This window comes from Pseudomonas fluorescens, from assembly GCF_902497745.1.
GTDB classification, from domain to species: Bacteria; Pseudomonadota; Gammaproteobacteria; order Pseudomonadales; family Pseudomonadaceae; genus Aquipseudomonas; species Aquipseudomonas fluorescens_BM.
Map to the genome: position 1 here is coordinate 191,235 of NZ_CABVHJ010000001.1, position 23,317 is coordinate 214,551.

At 60.4% G+C, this 23,317-nt stretch carries 20 protein-coding genes; 9 read left to right on the forward strand and 11 right to left on the reverse strand.

The window, feature by feature from the left end; all coding sequences use genetic code 11:
• Window positions 1-23: 23 nt before the first annotated feature.
• The 6 genes from F8N44_RS00940 to F8N44_RS00965 all read right to left on the reverse strand — a co-directional run bounded on the left by F8N44_RS00940 (window position 24) and on the right by F8N44_RS00965 (window position 7,294).
• Window positions 24-992 (reverse strand): CDP-6-deoxy-delta-3,4-glucoseen reductase, encoded by a 969-nt coding sequence (locus tag F8N44_RS00940; protein WP_016985911.1) that lies wholly within the window; start codon window positions 990-992, stop codon window positions 24-26.
• Window positions 992-2,458, reverse strand: a complete 1,467-nt coding sequence (gene ubiD, locus F8N44_RS00945; protein WP_008081413.1) for a 4-hydroxy-3-polyprenylbenzoate decarboxylase — start codon at window positions 2,456-2,458, stop codon at window positions 992-994. The genes F8N44_RS00940 and ubiD overlap by 1 nt, the downstream gene beginning before the upstream one ends.
• 80 nt (window positions 2,459-2,538) lie before the next feature.
• Window positions 2,539-4,500 (reverse strand): acyltransferase family protein, encoded by a 1,962-nt coding sequence (locus tag F8N44_RS00950; RefSeq protein WP_150648973.1) that lies wholly within the window; start codon window positions 4,498-4,500, stop codon window positions 2,539-2,541.
• A 127-nt stretch (window positions 4,501-4,627) separates the two neighbouring features.
• Window positions 4,628-5,887: a transcription termination factor Rho gene (gene rho, locus F8N44_RS00955; protein WP_003229334.1), complete on the reverse strand. Its 1,260-nt coding sequence runs from the start codon at window positions 5,885-5,887 to the stop codon at window positions 4,628-4,630.
• Between the two features lie 249 nt (window positions 5,888-6,136).
• Entirely contained in the window at window positions 6,137-6,466 is a 330-nt protein-coding gene (gene trxA / locus F8N44_RS00960) for a thioredoxin TrxA (RefSeq protein ID WP_008150340.1), read from the reverse strand.
• A gap of 120 nt (window positions 6,467-6,586) precedes the next feature.
• Entirely contained in the window at window positions 6,587-7,294 is a 708-nt protein-coding gene (locus F8N44_RS00965; RefSeq protein ID WP_150648974.1) for a FadR/GntR family transcriptional regulator, read from the reverse strand.
• A 256-nt stretch (window positions 7,295-7,550) separates the two neighbouring features.
• Here F8N44_RS00965 and F8N44_RS00970 point away from each other — a divergent pair, with 256 nt between their 5' ends.
• From F8N44_RS00970 to ppx, 5 genes are all read left to right on the forward strand, one after another.
• Window positions 7,551-8,336: a transporter substrate-binding domain-containing protein gene (locus tag F8N44_RS00970; protein WP_150648975.1), complete on the forward strand. Its 786-nt coding sequence runs from the start codon at window positions 7,551-7,553 to the stop codon at window positions 8,334-8,336.
• 21 nt (window positions 8,337-8,357) lie between these two features.
• Entirely contained in the window at window positions 8,358-9,026 is a 669-nt protein-coding gene (locus F8N44_RS00975; protein WP_007911165.1) for an amino acid ABC transporter permease, read from the forward strand.
• The gene (locus tag F8N44_RS00980) at window positions 9,023-9,673 is read left to right on the forward strand and encodes an amino acid ABC transporter permease (protein ID WP_150648976.1); all 651 of its coding nucleotides are present in this window, start codon (window positions 9,023-9,025) and stop codon (window positions 9,671-9,673) included. Before F8N44_RS00975 ends, F8N44_RS00980 begins: the two co-directional genes overlap by 4 nt.
• Window positions 9,660-10,397, forward strand: coding sequence for an amino acid ABC transporter ATP-binding protein (locus F8N44_RS00985; RefSeq protein ID WP_122594583.1), 738 nt, complete (start codon window positions 9,660-9,662; stop codon window positions 10,395-10,397). Before F8N44_RS00980 ends, F8N44_RS00985 begins: the two co-directional genes overlap by 14 nt.
• Window positions 10,398-10,604: 207 nt before the next feature.
• Entirely contained in the window at window positions 10,605-12,107 is a 1,503-nt protein-coding gene (ppx, locus tag F8N44_RS00990; protein WP_150648977.1) for an exopolyphosphatase, read from the forward strand.
• Window positions 12,108-12,363: 256 nt separating this feature from the next.
• Here the strand turns inward: ppx and ppk1 are convergent, their stop codons facing one another.
• Together ppk1 and hemB are read right to left on the reverse strand one after the other, a co-directional pair.
• Complete coding sequence (gene ppk1 / locus F8N44_RS00995; protein WP_150648978.1) at window positions 12,364-14,589, reverse strand: polyphosphate kinase 1; 2,226 nt, start codon at window positions 14,587-14,589, stop codon at window positions 12,364-12,366.
• An 18-nt stretch (window positions 14,590-14,607) separates the two neighbouring features.
• The gene (gene hemB, locus F8N44_RS01000; protein WP_150648979.1) at window positions 14,608-15,621 is read right to left on the reverse strand and encodes a porphobilinogen synthase; all 1,014 of its coding nucleotides are present in this window, start codon (window positions 15,619-15,621) and stop codon (window positions 14,608-14,610) included.
• Window positions 15,622-15,828: 207 nt separating this feature from the next.
• On the opposite strand from hemB, the gene F8N44_RS01005 reads away from it, so the two are divergent.
• On the forward strand, window positions 15,829-16,479 hold the full coding sequence (locus tag F8N44_RS01005) for a DedA family protein (protein WP_150648980.1): 651 nt from the start codon (window positions 15,829-15,831) through the stop codon (window positions 16,477-16,479).
• A 290-nt stretch (window positions 16,480-16,769) separates the two neighbouring features.
• Window positions 16,770-17,438 carry an isoprenoid biosynthesis glyoxalase ElbB gene (elbB, locus tag F8N44_RS01010; protein WP_016985900.1) on the forward strand — a complete coding sequence of 223 codons (669 nt, stop codon included), beginning with the start codon at window positions 16,770-16,772 and terminating at the stop codon, window positions 17,436-17,438.
• Between the two features lie 128 nt (window positions 17,439-17,566).
• Here elbB and F8N44_RS01015 read toward each other — a convergent pair whose 3' ends face one another.
• The 3 genes from F8N44_RS01015 to F8N44_RS31240 all read right to left on the reverse strand — a co-directional run bounded on the left by F8N44_RS01015 (window position 17,567) and on the right by F8N44_RS31240 (window position 20,230).
• Window positions 17,567-18,022 carry a YaiI/YqxD family protein gene (locus tag F8N44_RS01015; protein ID WP_150648981.1) on the reverse strand — a complete coding sequence of 152 codons (456 nt, stop codon included), beginning with the start codon at window positions 18,020-18,022 and terminating at the stop codon, window positions 17,567-17,569.
• Window positions 18,023-18,142: 120 nt separating this feature from the next.
• Window positions 18,143-20,038, reverse strand: coding sequence for an FTR1 family protein (locus F8N44_RS01020; RefSeq protein WP_150648982.1), 1,896 nt, complete (start codon window positions 20,036-20,038; stop codon window positions 18,143-18,145).
• 27 nt (window positions 20,039-20,065) lie between these two features.
• Window positions 20,066-20,230, reverse strand: coding sequence for a hypothetical protein (locus tag F8N44_RS31240; protein ID WP_191630838.1), 165 nt, complete (start codon window positions 20,228-20,230; stop codon window positions 20,066-20,068).
• 66 nt (window positions 20,231-20,296) lie between these two features.
• Here F8N44_RS31240 and F8N44_RS01025 point away from each other — a divergent pair, with 66 nt between their 5' ends.
• Together F8N44_RS01025 and F8N44_RS01030 are read left to right on the forward strand one after the other, a co-directional pair.
• The gene (locus tag F8N44_RS01025) at window positions 20,297-21,703 is read left to right on the forward strand and encodes a COG3014 family protein (protein ID WP_150648983.1); all 1,407 of its coding nucleotides are present in this window, start codon (window positions 20,297-20,299) and stop codon (window positions 21,701-21,703) included.
• Window positions 21,704-21,913: 210 nt separating this feature from the next.
• Window positions 21,914-23,308: a COG3014 family protein gene (locus tag F8N44_RS01030; RefSeq protein WP_150648984.1), complete on the forward strand. Its 1,395-nt coding sequence runs from the start codon at window positions 21,914-21,916 to the stop codon at window positions 23,306-23,308.
• Window positions 23,309-23,317 lie beyond the last annotated feature (9 nt).

Below are 23,317 nucleotides of genomic sequence, written 5' to 3' on the forward strand. Positions count from 1 at the left end.
CTATATAGGGAGTTATAACGGATTCAGGAGCGGGGAGCGTAAGCGAACACGTCCGCACGCATTTGATGGGCGTCCATCCCGGCTTCGACCAATGCGTCCAGCGTGCCGTAGACCATGGCCGGCGAGCCGCTGGCATAGACGTGCAGCGGTTTCAGGTCAGGGAAGTCTTCACACACCGCCTCGTGCAGCATGCCGCAGCGCCCCTCCCAGCCGCATTGATCGCTAACGACTTTATGCAGGAACAGATTGGGCAACTTCAGCCATTCGTCCCAGTGCTCGATCTCATAGAAATCTTCCGGACGACGCACGCCCCAGTACAGATGCACCGGATGTTTGAAGCCGTTGGCGCGGCAGTGCTCGATCAAGGCGTGAATCTGGCCCATACCGGTGCCAGCAGCGACCAGCACCAGTGGCCCATCGGGCAGCTCGGCCAGGTGCGTATCGCCGAACGGCAATTCGACGCGCACCATCGCATTGCGCTGCAGCTGTTCGATCAGGCTCAGTGCACTGGCTTCGCGCGCCAGCACATGGATTTCCAGGTCACGCCCGCCGTGCGGCGCCGAGGCCATGGAGAACGCCGACTTCTCGCCGTTCTCGCGCTCGATCATCAAATACTGCCCGGCGTGATAGCGCGGTGGCTTGCCGGCCGGCGCACGCAGACGCACGCGCCAGGTGTCGCCCCCCACATCGCGGCATTCGATGACCTGACACGACAGGCTGCGCACCGGCAGTTCTCCCAGCGCGAGCACGCCATCCCACAGCAGGATGCAGTCTTCCAGCGGCTCGGCTATGCAAGTGTAGAACTCGCCGTGGTCGTGCACCTTGCCGTCCTGCGCAACGCGACCTTCAACCAGCAGCGCCGCACACACATGACAATTGCCGTTGCGGCAGCTTTGCGGGCATTCGTAGCCCAGGCGCCGCGCGCCATCGAGAATCCGCTCACCGGGCTGTATCTCGAGCACTGCTCCGGAGGGCTGCAGGGTTACACGCATCAATCTATTCCTAACTGATTCCAGATGGCATCGATCCGTTGGGTGACGGCGTCGTCCTTGACGATCACGCGACCCCACTCGCGAGTGGTTTCGCCCGGCCACTTGTGGGTGGCATCGAGGCCCATTTTCGAACCCAGGCCGGAGATCGGCGAGGCGAAGTCGAGGTAGTCGATCGGCGTGTTATCGATCATCACCGTATCGCGCTTGGGGTCCATGCGCGTGGTGATGGCCCAGATCACGTCGTTCCAGTCGCGGGCGTTGATATCGTCGTCGGTGACGATAACGAACTTGGTGTACATGAACTGTCGCAAAAACGACCAGACACCGAGCATCACGCGCTTGGCATGCCCCGGATACGACTTCTTCATGGTCACGATGGCCATGCGGTACGAACAGCCTTCCGGCGGCAGGTAGAAGTCGGTGATTTCCGGGAACTGCTTCTGCAGGATCGGCACGAACACTTCGTTCAGCGCCACGCCGAGGATCGCCGGCTCATCCGGCGGACGGCCGGTGTAGGTGCTGTGGTAGATCGGTTTGATTCGGTGGGTGATGCGCTCGACGGTGAACACCGGGAAGCTGTCGACTTCGTTGTAATAACCGGTGTGGTCGCCGTACGGGCCTTCGTCCGCCATTTCGCCCGGATGGATCACGCCTTCGAGGATGATTTCGGCAGTCGCCGGCACTTGCAGGTCATTGCCACGGCACTTGACCAGTTCGGTGCGGTTGCCGCGCAACAGACCGGCAAAGGCGTATTCGGAAAGACTGTCCGGCACCGGCGTCACGGCGCCAAGGATGGTCGCCGGATCTGCGCCCAGAGCCACGGACACCGGGAACGGCTGACCCGGGTGCTTCTCGCACCACTCGCGGAAGTCGAGGGCGCCGCCACGGTGGCTGAGCCAACGCATGATCACCTTGTTGCGGCCGATCACTTGCTGACGGTAGATGCCGAGGTTCTGGCGTTCCTTGTTCGGGCCTTTGGTGACGGTCAGGCCCCAGGTGATCAGCGGACCAACGTCGCCGGGCCAGCAGGTCTGCACCGGCAGCATCGCGAGGTCGACGTCGTCGCCTTCGATGACCACTTCCTGGCACACCGCGTCTTTGACGACTTTCGGCGCCATCGAAATGATCTTGCGGAAGATCGGCAGCTTCGACCACGCATCTTTCAAGCCCTTCGGCGGCTCGGGCTCCTTGAGGAACGCCAACAGCTTGCCGATTTCGCGCAGCTCGCTGACCGACTCGGCGCCCATGCCCATGGCCACCCGCTCGGGGGTTCCGAACAGGTTGCCGAGCACCGGGATATCGTAGCCAGTCGGCTTTTCGAACAGCAGCGCCGGGCCCTTGGCCCGCAGCGTGCGGTCGCACACCTCGGTCATTTCCAGCACCGGCGAGACGGGAATCTGGATGCGTTTCAACTCTCCGCGCTGCTCAAGCTGCTGCACGAAATCCCGAAGATCCTTGAATTTCATTGACGATGGCACCCTCAAAATAGGCGTACATCCTACCTGCTCTGACGGGCAAACAGCAGCCCGTCAGAGCCTGGCATCAATCAATTGTCGCTGGTGCCCAGCATCAATGGCGCAAACAACGGGCTCAGTCTGGCGCTGCCAACGTCCGAAAGATGATCGGCATCCTTGTACTGCGAGTGGCCGTCGACATCGATGGCGCACAAGCCATCCTTGCACATCAGCGGCGTCGGATCGATCACATGAATGCCGGAATCAGCGGCGCTCATCGAACCGAACAACGACGTGAAAAACTGCTGGCGAGCCAAGTGCTCATTGAGCGGACGACCGAGCCCTTCTGCCGAACGGCCGATGCGCGCCAGACTGGTCAGACGATCGATGAAGCTCTTGTGCTGCAGCGGCACCTCCTTGAACAGCCAGACTTGCACACCCGCCTCACGCAGCTCGGCCACTTGCGCCTTGAGGGCGACGGCCATGCGCTGCTCTGCCTGGCGCGGGTTGTCCTTGCGATCAAGCAGGAATTGCCGATCCCCGTCGCCGTCTTCGCGGCCATACACGTACAGGCTCCAGTTCGCCGCCAGCACCACGTCCTTGATCCCCAGACTGGTGACGCGGTCCATGTTGCGCTGGTTGAAGTCCTTGCACTGCGGGCGCAGGCTGTCATCGATGATCGGCGGGCAACCCGTCAGGCTGTACAACCACACCGGCTGCACGTTGCGCCCGGCATTGCCTTCGATGGCAGGCAACAATGCAGCGGCGTGACTGTCGCCCCAGAACATTTTGGTCGCCGTAATATGTTGATCACCGCCCACAAGGCAGGATTTGGTCAGTGCCTTGTCGGTACTCAAGTGCATGCACTTCGACTGCCCGGCGTTCCACTCGCGCGACTGCGCATATTCCAGCGCCTTGCCGGTCAGACGCTGCGGAACACCGTCTGCCGAGCGAATCACCGAGCCGGTGACCGCCAGAACCGTGATCGACACCAAACCGCCGACCAACACCGAATTACGACTGGCGAACACACGTTTCTCGCGAAACGGCAGCTCGATGTATCGCAGGCTCAGCCAGGCCAGCGCCAACGCCAGGGCCATCCAGCCGAGCGCCTCCAGCGGCTGGATGCCGTCGATGGAGATCGCATTGGCATACACGTAAACCGGCCAATGCCACAGGTACAGCGAATAGGACAGCAGGCCGATCCACACCAGAACCGGGATACTCAACAACCGGCCGGCCCACGTTGGGCCCTGTGCGCCTGACCAGATCAACGCCGTCGTCCCCAATACCGGCAACAGCGCCGCCCAGCCCGGGAACACGGTGGTTTTGTCGTAGGTAAACACGGCAAACAGCACCGCCGCCAACCCTGCCAGGCCAACGGACTCACGCAGCCACGGCCGCGCGACATGTTTGGGCACAGGTACGACCGCCAGCATGGCCCCGCAGAGCAGTTCCCACGCGCGGGTCGGCAACGCAAAAAAGGCAAACTCCGGCCGGCGCTCGATGTAGATGATGTTCAAGCCGAACGACACCAGCAGCACGGCGAACAACATCCAGCGCCAATGACGGACGTAGCGCATCATCAGCACCATCATCAGCGGGAAGAAGATGTAGTACTGCTCCTCCACCGCCAGCGACCAGGTATGCAGCAACGGCTTGAGCTCCGAGGCGGGCTCGAAGTAACCGTCTTCGCGCATGAACAGGATGTTGGAAATGAACAGCGACTGGTAACGAATCGTCCGTCCCAGCTCAGCCAGATCTTTGGCCGTCAGCAACAGCCAGCCTAATGCCAGCGTCACCACCACAACCACGGTCAACGCCGGCAGGATGCGCCGGGCGCGACGCCCCCAGAAGTCGAGGAAACTGAAGCGCTGGGCGCTGATTTCACGGAAAAGGATTGAGGTGATCAGGAAGCCGGAAATGACGAAGAAAACATCGACGCCGACAAAGCCGCCGCTGAATGTATTGAAGCCGAAATGAAACAGCACGACGGGGATGACCGCCAGTGCCCGTAATCCGTCGATATCACGGCGATTGCCAAACGTGTGCATAACCTTTCTTATCCTTGTAGGTACAAACCGCTCCAGACAAGGACAGTAGCGCGTTACGAAAGTTATTTGTTACGGACACAAAAAAAAACGCCCCCTTTCGGGAGCGTTCTTTTTTACAGCGCGTGTATTACTTGCGCTTCATCGACAAGAAGAACTCGTCGTTGGTCTTGGTCGTCTTCAGCTTGTCGACCAGGAACTCGATGGCAGCCACTTCATCCATCGGGTGCAGCAGCTTGCGCAGGATCCACATACGCTGCAGTTCGTCGTCGGCGGTCAGCAACTCTTCGCGGCGGGTGCCGGAGCGGTTGATGTTGATGGCCGGGAAGACGCGCTTTTCCGCAATCTTGCGGTCCAGCGGCAGTTCCATGTTGCCGGTACCCTTGAACTCTTCATAGATCACTTCGTCCATCTTCGAGCCGGTTTCAACCAGCGCGGTGGCGATAATGGTCAGCGAGCCGCCTTCTTCGATGTTACGCGCGGCACCGAAGAAACGCTTTGGCTTCTCGAGGGCGTGGGCATCGACACCACCGGTCAATACCTTGCCGGAGCTCGGGATCACGGTGTTGTAGGCACGGGCCAGACGGGTGATGGAGTCAAGCAGGATCACCACGTCCTTCTTGTGCTCGACCAGGCGCTTGGCCTTCTCGATCACCATTTCAGCCACCTGGACGTGACGGGTCGGCGGCTCGTCGAAGGTCGAGGCAACCACTTCGCCGCGCACGGTGCGCTGCATTTCGGTCACTTCTTCCGGACGTTCGTCGATCAGCAGCACGATCAGGTGAACTTCAGGGTTGTTACGGGCGATGTTCGCGGCGATGTTCTGCAGCATGATCGTTTTACCGGCTTTCGGCGGAGCGACGATCAGACCACGCTGGCCTTTGCCGATCGGGGCGCACAGGTCGATCACACGACCGGTCAAGTCTTCGGTGGAACCGTTACCGGCTTCCATCTTCATGCGCACGGTCGGGAACAGCGGGGTCAGGTTCTCGAAGAGAATCTTGTTTTTCGCGTTCTCAGGACGATCGAAGTTGATCGTGTCGACCTTGAGCAGGGCGAAATACCGCTCGCCTTCCTTCGGAGGGCGGATCTTGCCAACGATGGTGTCACCGGTGCGCAAGTTGAAGCGGCGGATCTGGCTCGGCGAGACGTAGATATCGTCCGGGCCGGCCAGGTAGGAAGCGTCAGCGGAGCGCAGGAAGCCGAAGCCGTCCTGGAGAATCTCCAGCACGCCATCACCGGAGATTTCCTCGCCGCTTTTCGCGTGCTTTTTCAGCAGGGAGAAAATCACGTCCTGCTTGCGCGAACGGGCCATATTTTCTATGCCCATCTGTTCGGCCAATTCGAGCAGTTCGGTAATCGGCTTTTGCTTGAGTTCAGTCAGATTCATATAGGAATGACGTAATCATTTATGGAGGGGGGGAAATTAAGCTTTTGGCTTAATGAGGCCGCGCCGCGGAGAAGGCGACAGGATCGCGAACTAATTCGAAAAGGAGTGCGTCGGCGACGGCTAGCAGGGGGCAATGGAGAAACCAGTGCGGGGCCGAATGTACCACTTGAGTTTCGGAGCGTCTAGCCCTGAATACGCAAAAAGCCCCGCTATTTGCGGGGCTTTTTTTCAGGCACTTTACAGCGACGCTTAGATGTTGGCGTCGAGGAAAGCAGCCAGTTGCGACTTCGACAGGGCGCCGACTTTGGTCGCTTCAACGTTGCCGTTCTTGAACAGCATCAGCGTCGGGATACCACGCACGCCGTGCTTGGCCGGGGTTTCCTGGTTTTCGTCGATGTTCAGTTTGGCAACGGTCAGCTTGCCTTTGTAAGTCTCGGCAATCTCGTCGAGAACCGGAGCGATCATTTTGCAAGGACCGCACCATTCAGCCCAGTAATCGACCAGGACAGCGCCTTCGGCCTTGAGGACGTCAACGTCGAAGCTAGCGTCGGTGACGTGTTTGATAAGATCGCTGCTCATGGAATTCTCCAGGTTGTAAGCAAAAAAACGTGGCCCATCATAGCCGCCCTTCCCCTGTTCAGGAAGCCGCAGTTGATTGAGTCTTGCTATGGCACTCGATGAGTTTGGGTATAGCTCAAGTCACGCGGTGGCGGGAGCAATGAAGGAAATTCCGGTGCGCAGTGCGGCATTGCGCACGTGTTCCTGCATGGCTTTTTGCGCCGCACCGGACGCCCGGCGCGCGAGGGCCCGCAGGATCTTGCGGTGTTCCTGCCAGGTTTCCATGGCGCGCTCGGCACGGATGAACGGTAGTTTCTGACTCTCCAGGAACATCTCGGCGCTGGCGGTGAGGATGCTCAGCATCGCCTGATTGCCGCTGGCCAGGAGGATCCGTCGGTGAAATTCGAAGTCCAGTTTCGCGGCGGCATCAAAGTCGCCGGCCTTCAACTGGTCGCGCATGGCCGCGACATTGTCTTCCAGCGCATCCAGATCGAAAGTACTCAACGTCACCGCTGCCAGCCCGGCGGCAAACCCTTCGAGCGCATAGCGCAATTGAAAGATATCCAGCGGCGACGCTTGCGCCGCAAATGACCACCCCGGCGCGCTATCGCCGCGCGACAATTCCACTGGCGACTGCACGAACACGCCTTTGCCCGGCTGAATACTGACCACACCCAACGCACTCAGCGACGACAGTGCCTCACGCAAAGACGCCCGGCTGACGCCCAGTTGCAGCGCCAGGTCCCGCTGCGAAGGCAAAGCATCACCCGCACCGAAACCCTGTTCGGTGATCAGTTTGCGGATCGCTTGCAGCGCCACTTCGGGTACCGCACGGGAAATCGAATTCATGGTTTTTCGGACGCGCCAGGCCAATGTGCGGCTAGTTGTAAAGCTATTCGGCGAGTCCGGCAAGTCGTGCCCGAGCGGGGTTCGGCGAACCACGCCGGTGCGCCATGGCAGTGCGAAAAACAACCTGACTGTTCAGACCAGTAAGACCGAACAAACCCGCTAAAACCATGGCCTGCCGGGGCGAAAACCGCGTATTGGCACGGCCCGTGCTCTGTCCGAACGCAGAAATCACTTCTCGCCGATCCGGAGATTGTCCATGACCAAGCGTTACAGCGCCCTCCTCGCCGCCCTGTTTTCCTCTCTGTTGCTCAGCCAGGCTCCCGCCCACGCCGACGGTCTCGACGACGTGGTCAAACGCGGCACGCTGAAAGTCGCCGTACCGCAGGACTTCCCGCCGTTCGGCTCGGTCGGCCCGGACATGAAGCCGCGCGGCCTGGACATCGACACGGCGAAACTGCTGGCCGACCAGCTCAAGGTCAAACTCGAACTGACCCCGGTCAACAGCACCAACCGCATCCCGTTCCTGACCACCGGCAAGGTCGATCTGGTGATTTCCAGCCTCGGCAAAAATCCTGAGCGCGAAAAAGTCATCGACTTCTCTCGCGCTTACGCACCGTTCTACCTCGCCGTGTTCGGCCCGCCAGACGCCGCCATCGCCAGCCTCGACGACCTCAAGGGCAAGACCATCAGCGTCACCCGGGGCGCCATCGAAGACATCGAGCTGAGCAAAGTTGCCCCCGAAGGCGTGACCATCAAGCGCTTCGAAGACAACAACTCGACCATCGCCGCTTACCTCGCCGGCCAGGTCGACCTGATCGCCAGCGGCAACGTAGTGATGGTCGCGATCAGCGAAAAGAACCCGAAGCGCGTGCCGGCGCTGAAAGTGAAGCTCAAGGACTCGCCGGTTTACGTCGGCGTGAACAAGAACGAAGCTGCGCTGCTGGCCAAGGTCAACGACATCCTGACCAGCGCCAAGGCTGACGGCGCGCTGGAGAAAAACTCGCAGACCTGGCTGAAAGAGCCGCTGCCGGCCGATCTCTGATCGACTGCGCGGGAGACCTTCATGGCTTATCAGTTTGATTTCATGCCGGTGGTGGAAAACACCGACCTGTTGCTGCGCGGGGCGCTGTTCACCCTTGAGCTGACAGCCATCGGTGCGTTGCTCGGGGTCGGCGTCGGGATTGTCGGGGCGTTGGTGCGGGCGTGGAACATCCGCCCGTTCTCGGCGATCTTCGGCGTCTACGTCGAGTTGATCCGCAATACGCCGTTTCTGGTGCAGTTGTTCTTCATCTTCTTCGGCCTGCCGTCGCTGGGCGTGCAGATTTCCGAGTGGCAGGCGGCGGTGCTGGCGATGGTGATCAACCTCGGCGCCTATTCGACCGAGATCATCCGCGCCGGCATTCAGGCGATTCCGCGCGGGCAACTGGAAGCCGCTGCGGCGCTGGCGATGACGCGCTTCGAGGCGTTCCGCCATGTGGTGCTGCTACCGGCGCTGGGCAAGGTCTGGCCGGCGCTGAGCAGCCAGATCATCATCGTCATGCTCGGTTCGGCGGTGTGTTCGCAGATCGCCACCGAAGAACTCAGCTTCGCTGCCAACTTCATTCAGTCGCGCAACTTCCGCGCTTTTGAAACCTACGCGCTGACCACGCTGATCTACCTGTGCATGGCGCTGCTGATTCGCCAACTGCTGAACTGGATCGGCCGGCGCTACATCAGCAGGAGCCGCGCATGAGCGATTTCACCCTCTGGGACATCCTGCGCAACCTGCTCACCGGCCTGCAATGGACGTTGGCGCTGTCGCTGGTGGCGTTTATCGGTGGCGGGATCGTCGGGCTGCTGATCCTGATCATGCGCATCTCGAAAAACTCTCTGCCAAGCAGCATCGCCCGCACCTGGATCGAGCTGTTCCAGGGCACGCCGCTGTTGATGCAGTTGTTTCTGGTGTTCTTCGGTGTGGCGCTGGCCGGGATTGAAATCTCGCCGTGGATGGCCGCAGCGATTGCCCTGACCTTGTTCACCAGCGCCTATCTGGCGGAGATCTGGCGCGGCTGCGTCGAGTCGATCTCCAACGGTCAGTGGGAAGCCTCGGCGAGTCTGGCGCTCAATCCGCTGGAGCAACTGCGCTACGTGATCCTGCCGCAAGCACTGCGCATCGCCGTGGCGCCGACCGTGGGCTTCTCGGTGCAAGTGGTCAAAGGCACCGCCGTCACCTCGATCATCGGTTTCACCGAGCTGACCAAGACCGGCGGCATGCTCGCCAACGCCACGTTTGAACCGTTCATGGTCTACGGCCTCGTCGCCCTCGGCTACTTCCTGCTCTGCTACCCCTTGTCCCTCAGTGCGCGCTACCTGGAAAGGAGACTGCATGCCTCTGCTTAGAATTTCCGCCCTGCATAAATACTACGGCGATCACCACGTACTCAAAGGCATCGACCTCAGCGTCGAGGAAGGCCAGGTGGTGGCGATCATCGGCCGCAGCGGCTCGGGCAAATCCACCCTGCTGCGTACGCTTAATGGCCTCGAATCGATCAACGATGGTGTGATCGAAGTCGATGGCGAATACCTCGACGCCGCCCGCGCCGATCTGCGCAGCCTGCGGCAGAAGGTCGGCATGGTGTTCCAGCAGTTCAACCTGTTCCCGCACCTGACCGTGGGCGAAAACGTCATGCTCGCGCCGCAGGTGGTGCAGAAAGTGCCGAAAGCCAAGGCCACGGAGTTGGCGCGCGAGATGCTGGAGCGCGTGGGCCTCGGGGAGAAATTCGATGCATTCCCCGATCGACTTTCCGGCGGCCAGCAGCAGCGCGTAGCGATTGCCCGGGCACTGGCGATGTCGCCGAAAGTGTTGCTCTGCGACGAGATCACCTCGGCACTCGACCCGGAACTGGTCAATGAAGTGCTCAGCGTCGTGCGGCAACTGGCCAAGGAAGGCATGACACTGATCATGGTCACCCACGAAATGCGTTTTGCCCGCGAGGTCGGCGACAAACTGGTGTTCATGCACCATGGCAAGGTGCATGAGGTGGGGGATCCGAAGGTGTTGTTTGCCAATCCGCAGACGGCGGAGCTGGCGAACTTCATTGGTACGGTGGAAGCGACAGCCTGAAGATCTTCTGAGGCAGTGATGCCCTCTTCGCGAGCAAGCTCGCTCCCACATTGGAATGCGCTCACCTGTGGGAGCGAGCCTGCTCGCGAATGGTCGCGCTGCGGTCTCAAGCTTTTCTGCGCTGAATCAACGGTTTGAACCATGCGCGTTGGCGCCAGCGTTTGATCGTGGCACGATGTCGAGGTTATCGACCGAGACCCCCTGACCATGCCGCAATCCCAAGCCAAGAATCTGTCCCTGATCGCCGCAATCGACCTGGGCTCCAACAGCTTTCACATGGTCGTGGCCAAGGCCCAGAACGGCGAAATCCGCATTCTCGAGCGCCTCGGCGAGAAGGTTCAGCTAGCCGCCGGCATCGACGATGAGCGCAAGCTCAACGAAGAATCGATGCAACGCGGCCTCGATTGCCTCAAGCGTTTTGCCCAACTGATCAACGGTATGCCGCTCGGCGCCGTGCGCATCGTCGGCACCAACGCTTTGCGTGAAGCGCGCAACCGCCTCGAATTCATTCACCGCGCCGAAGAAATCCTCGGCCACCCGGTGGAAGTCATTTCCGGTCGGGAAGAAGCGCGTCTGATCTATCTGGGCGTGTCGCACACCCTCGCTGACACCCCGGGCAAACGTCTGGTCGCCGACATCGGCGGCGGCAGTACCGAGTTCATCATTGGTCAGCGCTTCGAGCCGCTGCTGCGCGAAAGCCTGCAGATGGGCTGCGTCAGCTTCACCCAGCGCTACTTCAAGGACGGCAAGATCACCCCGGCCCGCTACGCCCAGGCGTACACGGCGGCGCGGCTGGAGATCATGAGCATCGAACACGCCCTGCACCGCCTGACCTGGGATGAGGCCATCGGCTCCTCGGGCACCATCCGCGCGATCGGCCTGGCCCTGAAGGCCGGCGGCCATGGCACTGGCGAAGTGAATGCCGAAGGTCTGGCGTGGCTAAAGCGTCGGCTGTTCAAGCTCGGCGATGTCGACAAGATCGATTTCGAAGGCATCAAGCCTGATCGCCGGACAATCTTTCCGGCGGGACTGGCGATTCTCGAAGCGATTTTCGACGCCCTCGAACTGCAACGCATGGACCACTGCGACGGCGCACTGCGTGAAGGCGTGCTCTACGACCTGCTCGGCCGTCATCACCACGAAGACGTGCGCGAACGCACCCTGACCTCGCTGATGGAGCGCTATCACGTCGACCTGGAACAGGCGGCGCGGGTGGAGCGCAAAGCCTTGCACGCGTTCGATCAGGTCGCGGTGGATTGGGAGCTGGATGACGGTATCTGGCGCGAACTCCTTGGCTGGGCGGCGAAAGTGCACGAAGTCGGCCTCGATATCGCGCACTATCACTACCACAAGCACGGCGCCTATCTGATCGAGCACTCGGACCTTGCCGGGTTCTCCCGCGAAGACCAACAGATGCTCGCGCTATTGGTGCGCGGCCATCGCCGTAATATTCCCAAGGACAAGTTTGCCGATTTCGGTGACGACGGTGACAAGCTGATTCGTCTGTGCGTGCTGCTGCGCTTTGCGATTCTGTTCCATCACATTCGTGGCACCCAGGCGATGCCGCAGGTGGTGTTGCATGCTAAGGGCAATACTTTGGATGTGGAATTCCCGGAGAACTGGCTGGATGAGAATCAGCTGACTCAGGCGGATTTCGGGCTTGAGGCGGATTGGTTGACGCGGGTGGGCATCGTTCTTAGCGTCCACTGAGTCGGGCAGGCACAAAAAAGGCGATCCACAGGATCGCCTTTTTTATTGGGTTCGGCTTGAAATTGGAGGTGGGCCTTCCCCCTCACCCCAGCCCTCTCCCGGAGGGAGAGGGAGCCGATCTCCGTTGGTTTCGAAGCCTGAGTTCGACTCGATTTCTCAGGTCGGGGTACAGCGTAAGACACCTCGGTCAGTCCCCTCTCCCTCTGGGAGAGGGTTAGGCGGGCGGCGTTCCGATGAGGGGCTCTTGCTCTTGGCTTTAGCTGCTCACCGGCAAAATCGGGCTACCCAACCGCTCCAGCAACGTCGCCTGCGCACTCCTCGGGTTCTGGTTCCCGGTCGGCGTATTGCGGATGTAACGGCCATCCGACTGCAGGCTCCAGCTATGAGTGTTGTCAGTCAGATACAACTCCAGCTCTTTCTTCACCCGGGTCAGCAACTTCTTGCCTTCCACCGGGAAGCAAGTCTCGACGCGCTTGTCGAGGTTGCGCTCCATCCAGTCGGCGCTGGAGAGGAACATCTGCTCGTCGCCGCCATTGAGGAAGTAGAACACCCGCGTGTGCTCAAGGAAGCGGCCGATGATCGAGCGCACATGGATATTGTGCGAAACCCCGGCAATCCCCGGACGCAGGCAGCACATGCCGCGCACCACCAGATCGATGCGCACACCGGACTGGCTGGCCTTGTACAGCGCGCGGATGATCTTCGGATCGGTCAGCGAGTTGAACTTGGCGATGATGTGCGCCGGTTTGCCGTCGAGCGCAAATTGCGTCTCGCGGGTGATCATGTCGAGCATGCCCTTCTTCAGAGTAAACGGCGCATGCAGCAACTTCTTCATGCGCAGGGTTTTACCCATGCCGATCAGCTGGCTGAACAATTTGCCGACGTCTTCGCACAAAGCGTCGTCGGAGGTCAGCAAGCTGTAGTCGGTGTACAGCTTGGCGTTGCCGGCGTGGTAGTTACCGGTGCCGAGGTGCGCGTAACGGACGATCTCGCCGGCTTCGCGACGCAGGATCAGCATCATCTTGGCGTGGGTCTTGAAGCCGACCACGCCGTAGATCACCACCGCACCGGCCGCTTGCAGACGGCTGGCCAGTTGCAGGTTGGATTCTTCGTCAAACCGCGCACGCAGCTCGATGACCGCCGTCACTTCCTTGCCGTTACGCGCGGCATCCACCAGCGCGTCGACGATCTCGGAGTTGGCGCCGGAGCGATACAGCGTCTGGCGTACGGCCAACACATGCGGATCTTTCGCCGCCTGACGCAGCAGATCGACCACCGGAGTGAACGACTCGAACGGGTGCAGCAAGAGGATGTCCTGCTTGCTGACCACGCTGAAAATGTTTTCGCTGTTCTGCAGCAGTTTCGGGATCTGCGGGGTGAACGGCGTGTATTGCAGCTCCGGATGGCTGTCCAGACCGGTAATGCTGAACAGCCGCGTCAGGTTGACCGGGCCGTTGACCTGATACAGCTCGCTCTCGCTCAGGTTGAACTGCTTGAGCAGGTAGTCCGAAAGATGTTTCGGGCAAGTGTCGGCGACTTCCAGACGCACTGCATCACCGTAGCGACGCGAGAACAACTCGCCACGCAGGGCGCGGGCCAGGTCTTCGACGTCTTCGGAGTCGAGCGCCAGGTCGGCGTTTCGGGTCAGACGGAACTGGTAGCAGCCTTTTACCTTCATGCCCTGGAACAGGTCATCGGCGTGGGCGTGGATCATCGACGAGAGGAATACATAGTTGTCGCCGGGGCCGCCGACTTCTTCCGGCACCTTGATGATCCGTGGCAGCAAGCGCGGCGCCGGGATGATCGCCAGACCGGAATCGCGACCGAAGGCGTCGATACCTTCGAGCTCGACGATGAAGTTCAGGCTCTTGTTCACCAGCAACGGAAACGGGTGCGTCGGGTCGAGGCCGATCGGGGTGATGATCGGTGCGATCTCGTCGCGGAAATAACGGCGCACCCAGGTTTTGAGCTTGACCGTCCAGTTGCGGCGACGGATGAAGCGCACCTGATGCTTTTCCAGCTCCGGCAACAGAATGTCGTTGAGGATCGCGTACTGACGGTCAACGTGACCGTGGACCAGCTCGCTGATCCGCGCCAGCGCTTGATGCGGCTGCAGACCATCGGCACCGGCCTGTTCACGGGCGAAGGTGATCTGTTTCTTCAGGCCGGCGACGCGGATTTCAAAGAATTCATCGAGGTTGCTGGAGAAGATCAGCAGGAACTTCAAGCGTTCCAGCAACGGATAGGACTCGTCCAGCGCCTGTTCCAGCACGCGGATGTTGAATTGCAGTTGCGAGAGCTCGCGATGGATGTACAGGCTGCTGTCATCCAGGCCCGGAATTGTAATCGCCGGCACCGCCGCCGCAGGTTCGGCCGCCGGCGCGGGTGGCGCAGGCTCCAGTTCCGGCGGGGTCTCGGTGATTTGCTCGACCACCGGTTGAGCTTCTTTTACTGCAACTTCCGTGAGTCCTTCGGTATTCATTGAATGTTCCTGGGAGGGCTATTTCTGCTCTCGTAACAATTGAGCGGCGCGGACAGCAAAGTAAGTCAGGATGCCATCAGCGCCGGCACGTTTAAAGGCGGTCAGTGATTCGAGAATCACCGCCTCGCTCAACCAGCCATTCTGGATCGCCGCCATGTGCATGGCGTATTCGCCGCTAACCTGATAGACGAAGGTCGGCACTTTGAAGGCATCTTTTACCCGGAAAAGAATGTCCAGGTAGGGCATGCCCGGTTTGACCATGACCATGTCCGCGCCTTCAGACAAGTCCGCACCGACTTCGTGCAGCGCTTCGTCGCTGTTGGCCGGATCCATCTGATAGGAGGCCTTGTTGGCCTTGCCGAGGTTCGATGCCGAGCCGACCGCATCACGGAACGGGCCGTAATAAGCGCTGGCGTACTTGGCCGAGTAGGCCATGATCCGCACGTTGACGTGACCGGCGATTTCCAGCGCTTCGCGGATCGCCTGAATACGACCGTCCATCATGTCCGACGGCGCGACAACCTGAGCACCGGCTTCGGCGTGGGACAGCGCCTGACGGACCAGTGCGTCGACAGTGATGTCGTTCTGCACGTAGCCCGCTTCATCGAGTATGCCGTCCTGGCCGTGGGTGGTGAACGGGTCAAGCGCGACGTCGGTGATCACACCCAACTCCGGGAAGCGCTCACGCAGCGCGCGGGTGGCGCGCTGGGCGATGCCTTCGGGGTTCCAGGCTTCAGCGGCGTCGAGAGATTTCAGTTCGGGAGGGGTAACCGGGAACAGCGCCAGCGCCGGAATCCCCAGCTCGACCCATTTGGCCGCTTCTTCGAGCAGCAGGTCGATAGTCAGCCGCTCTACCCCGGGCATCGAGGTCACGGCTTCGCGGCGGTTTTCACCGTCGAGCACGAACACCGGCAGGATCAGGTCATCGACCGTCAGCACATTTTCCCGCACCAGCCGGCGCGAAAAATCATCACGACGATTGCGGCGCAGGCGTGTGGCAGGGAACAGGCGATTGGCAGGGGTAAAGCTCACGGCAGACTCCTGAGCCCGCGCAAACGGGCGAGCGTGACAGTTATAGACGGCCATTATGACGAACAGATGACAGTTGTGTGAGACCCGCGACATGTAGCCGCATTCCATTCTCAGTGTAGGAATTGTTCACGTCGAGACACATTTGGACACTTTCATGAATGTGTCCGAAGGGTTAGGCTGCGCGTTCATTTCGCCAGCACCCAGACAATGCTCCAACAATTTCTGCATGACTTTGGCTACTTTGCCTTGTTCCTCGGCACGTTTTTCGAAGGCGAAACCATCCTGGTGCTCGCGGGCTTCCTCGCGTTCCGTGGATACATGGACATCAACCTGGTGGTGGTCGTGGCGTTCTGCGGCAGCTATGCCGGCGATCAGCTGTGGTACTTCCTCGGCCGCAAGCACGGGCGCAAGTTACTCGCGCGCAAACCGCGCTGGCAGATGATGGGCGATCGCGCGCTGGAGCACATTCGCAAGCACCCGGACATCTGGGTGTTGAGCTTCCGTTTCGTTTACGGGCTGCGCACGGTGATGCCGGTGGCGATCGGCCTGTCGGGCTATCCGCCGGGACGTTATCTGCTGCTTAACGGCATTGGCGCTGCGATCTGGGCGACCGCGCTGGCTGCTGCGGCTTACCACTTCGGTGCGGTGCTGGAAGGCATGCTCGGCAGCATCAAGAAGTACGAGTTGTGGGTATTGGGCGCGTTGCTGGTGCTCGGCGTTGGTCTGTGGCTGCGCCGCCGCTTCAAGAATGCGCGATTGGCCAAGCAGGTTTACGCCGACGAGCAAGCCGCGAAAGCGGCACTGCTGAATCAAGCCGAAGAGTCCAAGCCTGCCGAACCGAAGACGCCAGCCGAGTAACTCGCTGGCGACTGGCTACAGCCCGTCGACACTGAGCGGGCTGGCCGACCCTTTCAGTCAGATACGTCACTTTTATCCCCGCTGCTCTGGCGCATTCAAGTTCGCCAGCCGCGTTCTCACGCCAGAAATCTCCCGTTCGTTACGCAGCAGGCAACCGCAAATAATGAACACCCCGCCGTTGTTGCGATCCATGTAGAAAGCGTTCCATGCAAGTGCCGCCACCACTTGAGCCTATGGCAACGCGCGACAATTTAGTGGACATTTAGCGCCATGAATCTGGAGAGAAACCCATGAGCAAAAAAGTTGCAGTGATCCTGTCCGGCAGTGGCGTGTACGACGGCGCCGAGATCCACGAAAGTGTCATCACCCTGCTGCGCCTCGACCAACGCGGTGCCCAGGTACAGTGCTTCGCCCCGAACATCGCGCAATTGCATGTGATCAATCACCTGACCGGAGAAGAAATGCCCGAGTCGCGCAATGTGCTGGTGGAATCGGCGCGCATCGCCCGTGGCAACATCAAGGACATCCGCGAAGCCGACGTCGACGACTTCGATGCGCTGATCGTGCCGGGCGGTTTTGGTGCGGCGAAGAACCTTTCGAACTTTGCCGTCGAAGGCGCCGGTTGCACTGTGCAGCCTGAGGTGCTGGCCTTGGCCGAGGCGTTTGCCGAAGCGGGCAAACCCGTCGGTCTGATGTGCATCTCGCCGGCACTGGCGGCGAAGATCTACGGCCCGGGCGTGACCTGCACCATCGGCAACGACGCCGATACAGCCACGGCGATGAACAAGATGGGCGCCACCCACGAAGACTGCGCGGTGACGGAAATCATCGAAGACAAGGCGCGCAAACTGGTGACGACCCCGGCTTACATGCTGGCGCAGAACATCAGCGAGGCGGCTTCGGGGATCAACAAACTGGTCGACCGCGTGCTCGAACTGACCCACGAAAACGACGCCTGATTCCCCGCAGTACACAAATCCCAATGTGGGAGCGAGCTTGCTCGCGAAAGCGGTGTGTCATTCAACACAGCGTTGCCTGATCTGGCGCCTTCGCGAGCAAGCTCGCTCCCACAGGTTTTGTGTACCGCTCAAGACTGGCGCGATAGTCGGGTGAGGATGCGGTCCAGCGCATTGGCAAACGCCTGTTTCTCGCGATCGCCAAACGGCGCAGGTCCGCCGCTCATCTGGCCTTGTTCGCGCAAATCGGTAAACAGGTTGCGCACCGCCAGACGCTCGCCCATGTTCTGCGCATCGAACTCCTTGCCGCGCGGATCCAGCGCCGCGACACCCTTCTTCACCAAGCGATCGGCTAACGGAATATCGCTGCAAATCACCAGTTCACCCGGCACCGCGTGCTCGACCAGATAATCGTCCGCCGCATCCGGCCCGCTCGGCACCACAATCAGTTTGACGATGGCCAGTCCCGGCTTGATCTGCGGCTGCCCGGCCACCAGCACCACTTCGTACTGACGCTTGAGGGCGAACTTCACCACCAGATCCTTCGCCGCCCGTGGGCAGGCATCCGCATCGATCCATACACGCATTTTTCTAACCTCCAAAAACAATTCGCGAGCAGGTCGAATCGTCGCACCGTCACTCCCACAGATTACGCGTAAACCCTGTGGGAGCGAGCTTGCTCGCGAATGTGAGCGCAGCGAATGCTGTTAAGCGACTAGCCGTCGCTTCTCCGCCACCCAACTACGCCCATACAACACAACAATCGCCAGAATCGCCACCGCCTGCGCCGTCAAAGAATACGCATCGGCATGAATCCCCAGCCAATCGAATTCAAAGAACGCCACCGGCCGCGTGCCGAAGATCCCGGCTTCCTGCAACGCCTTCACGCCATGCCCGGCAAACACCACCGACAACGCGCACAGCAGCGCAGCGTTGATGCTAAAGAAGAGCGTCAGCGGCAGCTTCGCCGAACCGCGCAGAATCACCCACGCCAGACCGACCAGCAACACCAGCGCCGTTGCGCCACCCGCGAGCACCGCGTCATGTCCGGCCGGGCCGGCCTGCAACCACAGGGTTTCGTAGAACAGAATCACTTCGAACAACTCGCGGTACACCGAAAAGAACGCCAGAATCGCGAAGCCGAAACGCCCACCCCCACCGACCAGACTGCTCTTGATGTAATCCTGCCAGGCTGCGGCATGACGGCGGTCGTGCATCCACACGCCGAGCCACAGCACCATCACACTGGCAAACAGCGCCGTCGCGCCTTCAAGCAATTCACGCTGCGAACCGCTGACATCGATGACGTACGCCGCCAATGCCCAGGTGCCCAAACCTGCCAGCAGCGCCAGACCCCAACCGACGTTGACGCTGCGCACCGCCGATTGCTGACCGGTGTTACGCAGGAAGGCGAGGATTGCCGCCAGCACCAGAATCGCTTCCAGACCTTCGCGCAGCAGAATCAGCAGACCGGAGATGTAGCTCAGCGACCAGCTCAAGCCGTCACTGCCGAGCAATCCGGCAGATTCCTTGAGTTTGGCCTTGGCGGCGTCCAGGCGCTGCTCGGCCTGCGCAACCGGCAAGCCGTCCTGCAACGATTGCCGGTAAGCCATCAGGGATTTTTCGGTGTCCTTGCGCACATTGGCGTCGACATTATCCAGCGAGCTTTCGACCAGTTCGAAGCCTTCCAGATACGCCGCGACCGACAGGTCGTAAGCCTGATCATGTTCACCGGCGCGGTACGCGGCAAGGCTCTTGTCCAACGTCGCGGCGGTGTAGTCGAGCAACTGTGCCGGACCACGCTTGACCTGCGGCGGCTGCGCGCGTTGCGCACGGAAGGTCGCCGCCGCTTGCGGGCCATCGGCGGCCTGCACTTCGGCCGGAGTCTGGCGCGCCAGATCGGCGATGTTGTAGGTCTTCTCGGACTTGGCCGCCGCCGGATCGGCGCTGAAGCCGGCGATGTAAGTCGCCAGATCCCAGCGCTGACGATCGTCAAGCTGATCGGCAAACGCCGGCATGTCGGTGCCTTCGACGCCTTGGCCGAGGGTGTTGTAGATCGCATACAGGCTAAGGTGATCCAACCGCGCTGCATCACGCAGATTGGCCGGTGCCGGGGTCATGCCGAGGCCCGCCGGGCCGTCACCGGCACCGCTGTCACCGTGGCACACCGAGCAATTCTGCGCATAAAGCGGCGCACCACGGGTGGGATCGGGGGTGATGATAGGTGCCTGGCTGACTTCATACGCCACCGCCAGTTGCGCGCCCAGTTGCCGCGCCTGCCGGGCCACTTCGGCACCCTCCTGCTTCGTGGTAATCGCCGCCTTCAAAGCGCTGACACCTTGCTCCAACGCAGCCTTTTCCGGTTTGACCGGCATGCCGGCGATCAAGCCTTGCAGCGCCCGCGTGAACTCCAGTTGCTCGCGGAACTCGGCGTCATCGACAACCTTGCCCGCCGCTACCGTCGGCGGGTAATCCGCGCTGATGTAATCGAGCAGGTGCAGCGCTTGCGGCGCGCCTTCCACGGTATCGGCCAGCAGATTGAAGCTGCTCAGGGCAATCAACGGGAACACCAGCCAGGCCAGAATTCGGGACGAGGCAGTCATGAACGGATCTCAAATGGAAATGCGAAGTTACATATTGTTCACTTCGCGGACTTTTCTCTCAAGCTTTGTCGGTTTTTCGCTTTTATTGGGCGGATATGCCCGGCAGACGAACACCGCAATATCGCCGAGGATTGCCGCAGTCACAGGGTTCTTGATCGGCGCACATCGGCCCCCAACCTGAATCGCAGCCATTGGCCAGCATCCGACACTATACTGCGCGCGCCCTCAACATTTCGGCTCAAGGAGACACCCCAGTTTATGCGGATCATCCCGTTGCTCGTCCTGCTCGCCGCTGCTCCTTTATTGAACGGTTGCGCGGCTTACCGCGATTACGATCAGGAAATGCAGCAAACCACCGACGAGATGACCAAGGGCAACCTCACCGGTGCACTGGCACTGGTCGAGATGCACAACCCGTGGGAAGACAAGGATCTGCTGTATTACCTGGAAACAGGCGCCATCCTCAGCGCTGGCAGCGCCCTGCCCGAAAGTCAGCAAGCGTGGCGCAGTGCTGACCGGATGATCTTCCAGCGCGAAGAGGTCAACCCGTCAGGCGCCATGAAGTTGCTGGCGCGGTTCGGCGATGAAATGGGCACCATGCTGGTCAACGACAAGTTGCGGCGTTACGAAGGCTACGATTACGAAAAGGTCATGCTGACCACGCAAATGGCCCTCAATCAGTTGTCCATCAACGATTTCGATGGGGCACGCGCCGACATCAAGAAAACCCACGAACGCGAAGCACTGATCGCCCGGCAGCGGGAAAAACAATACGAAGAAGCCGAAGAACAGGCCAAGACCCAAGGCATCGTATTGCGTTACAAGGATCTGCAAGGCTACCCCGTGGCCATTCTTGACGCGCCGAATGTGGTAGAGCTGAAGAACGGCTATCAGAGTGCTTTCAGCCATTATCTGGCTGGCTTCACTTACGAGGCCTTGGGCGAGCGAGACCTCGCGGCGCCCGGCTATCGCCAAGCGATCGAATTGCGCCCGGACCTGCCCTTTCTGCAAAAAGCCTTGCGCAATCTCGATAAGCCCATCGCGAAAACCGATGAAAGCGATGTGTTGATCATTATTCAGAGTGGCCTGGCACCTGCCCGCAGTTCGGTGCAGGTGCCTATTCCAGTGCGCCTGAACGAAAATCTGGTCATCGTCGCACCGATTTCTTTTCCGGTCATGGTGCCGGACACCGTGACCCCAGGCTTCAGTCATGTCACGGTGGATGGTCGAAAACAGCCGCTGACCATGATCAACAGCGTCACCGACATGTCCATCCGCACATTACGCGATGACATGCCGGCAATCATCTCGCGGGCGATGTTCCGCGCCAACATGGCCGCCATCAGTCAGGCTCAGGAAAACGAGCGCAATCCGGCCAAGGCTTCGCTGACAGTCACCCAGCATGACCCGTTTGAAGAAGCTGACACGCGAACCTGGCGGGCACTGCCGGACAAAACACTGATCGCCCGCCTGCGCCTGAAAAAAGGTTTGCATACGTTTCGATTGCCAATCCCACCGACTGATTACCCGTTTCAATTACGCGTCGACCATGACCACCAGATTCTGCATCTGCGAGTGTTCCGGGATCAGACGTATACGGTGGGTTCGGCTTTCGTCCCGCGGGCCACTCCGTTGCCGGAAAAAACGCCGACGCCTGCCAAGTAATGGCACACCATCAAACCAGTGCAATCAAAAAGCAATTACATAGCCACTACGTCACGCCTATAATGCCGCGCCCTCGCCATGCGAACCGGCACAAAAGCTCCTCCGGTAACGAGGAATTGGCAGGAGGCCAACGCCCTGTCGATGGGTCACATCAGCCCGACCAGCACACGCGGCTGCAGTTAAATCAGCTACTCAGGGAAGAAGTACCCCATGGTTTTCCGCGCTCCCACCTTGATCGCGCTCAGCGCCGTCACTCTGCTCTCCGGCTGTTCGGCGTTTCGCAACTACGACTCCGAACTGGCCCAGACCAATCAGCAACTGGCCTCCGGCAACGTCGACGCCGCGCTGACACTGCTGGAAAAGAACAACAACGGCCCTGACAAAGACCTGCTGTATTACTTCGAGAAAGGTGAATTGCTGCGCGCCAAGGGCGACCTGTCCGGCAGCCAGAATGCCTGGACCAGCGCCGACCAGGTGGTGGGCAAATGGGAAGACTCGGTCAAACTCGACACCGACAAGTACCTGGCTCAATTCGGCAGCTTCCTGGTCAACGATAAAGTGCGTCGCTACGAAGGTTACGACTACGAAAAAGTCATGCTGACCACCCAGATGGCCCTGAACCTGCTGGCGGTCAACGATTTCGACGGCGCGCGCACCGCGATCAAGAAGACTCACGAACGTGAGGCAGTGATCGCCGAGCTGCGCGACAAGGAATACCTCAAGAGCGAGGAAGAGGCCGAGAAAGAAGGCATCAAGACTCAGTACAAGGACCTGCAGGGATATCCTGTCGCCAGTCTCGACGCGCCAGAAGTGGTTGGCCTGAAGAACAGCTACCAAAGTGCTTTCAGCCATTACCTGTCCGGTTTCGTCTATGAAGCGCTGGGCGAGAAAGGCCTGGCTGCACCGGGCTACCGCAAGGCCGCCGAGCTGCGCCCGAACACTCCACTGCTGGAGCAGGCGCTGGTCAACCTCGACAAGCCGAGCAAGTCCGACGATAGCGACATCCTGATCGTGGTGCAAAGCGGTTTGGCGCCGGCCCGTGACTCGATCCGCGTACCGTTGCCATTGCCAATCTCCAACAACGTGGTGATCACGCCGCTGTCGTTCCCGATCATCAAGCCTGACACTTCCACCGCGCCGTTCGCGCAGATTGGTGTCGACGGTCAGCAAGTCGATCTGACCGCGCTCAACAGCACCACTGCCATGTCCCGCCGCGCCCTGCGTGACGACATGCCGGGGATCATTCTGCGCACTACCGTGCGTGCAATCACCAAAGGTGTAGCGCAAAAGCAGATCAATGAAACCAACCCGCTGGCCGGCCTCGCCGTCGGTATCTCTTCAGCTGTGCTCGAAGGTGCCGATACCCGTACGTGGCGCACCCTGCCGGACAACACCCAAGTGGTACGTCTGCGTCTGAAAAAGGGTGAGCACCAGGTCAGTCTGCCGAGCGCCGTTGGAGGTTCGGTGGTCAAGGTCACCGTCGATCAGCGCTATCAAGTAATCAGCCTGCGCGCCGTCGGCAACCAGGTCTTCGCCGGTGGTGTCGCCGCCCACGTGATCCCGAGCGCCAGCGCGACCAACGTCGCCAGCCTCACACAACCTTAAGAACGGAGT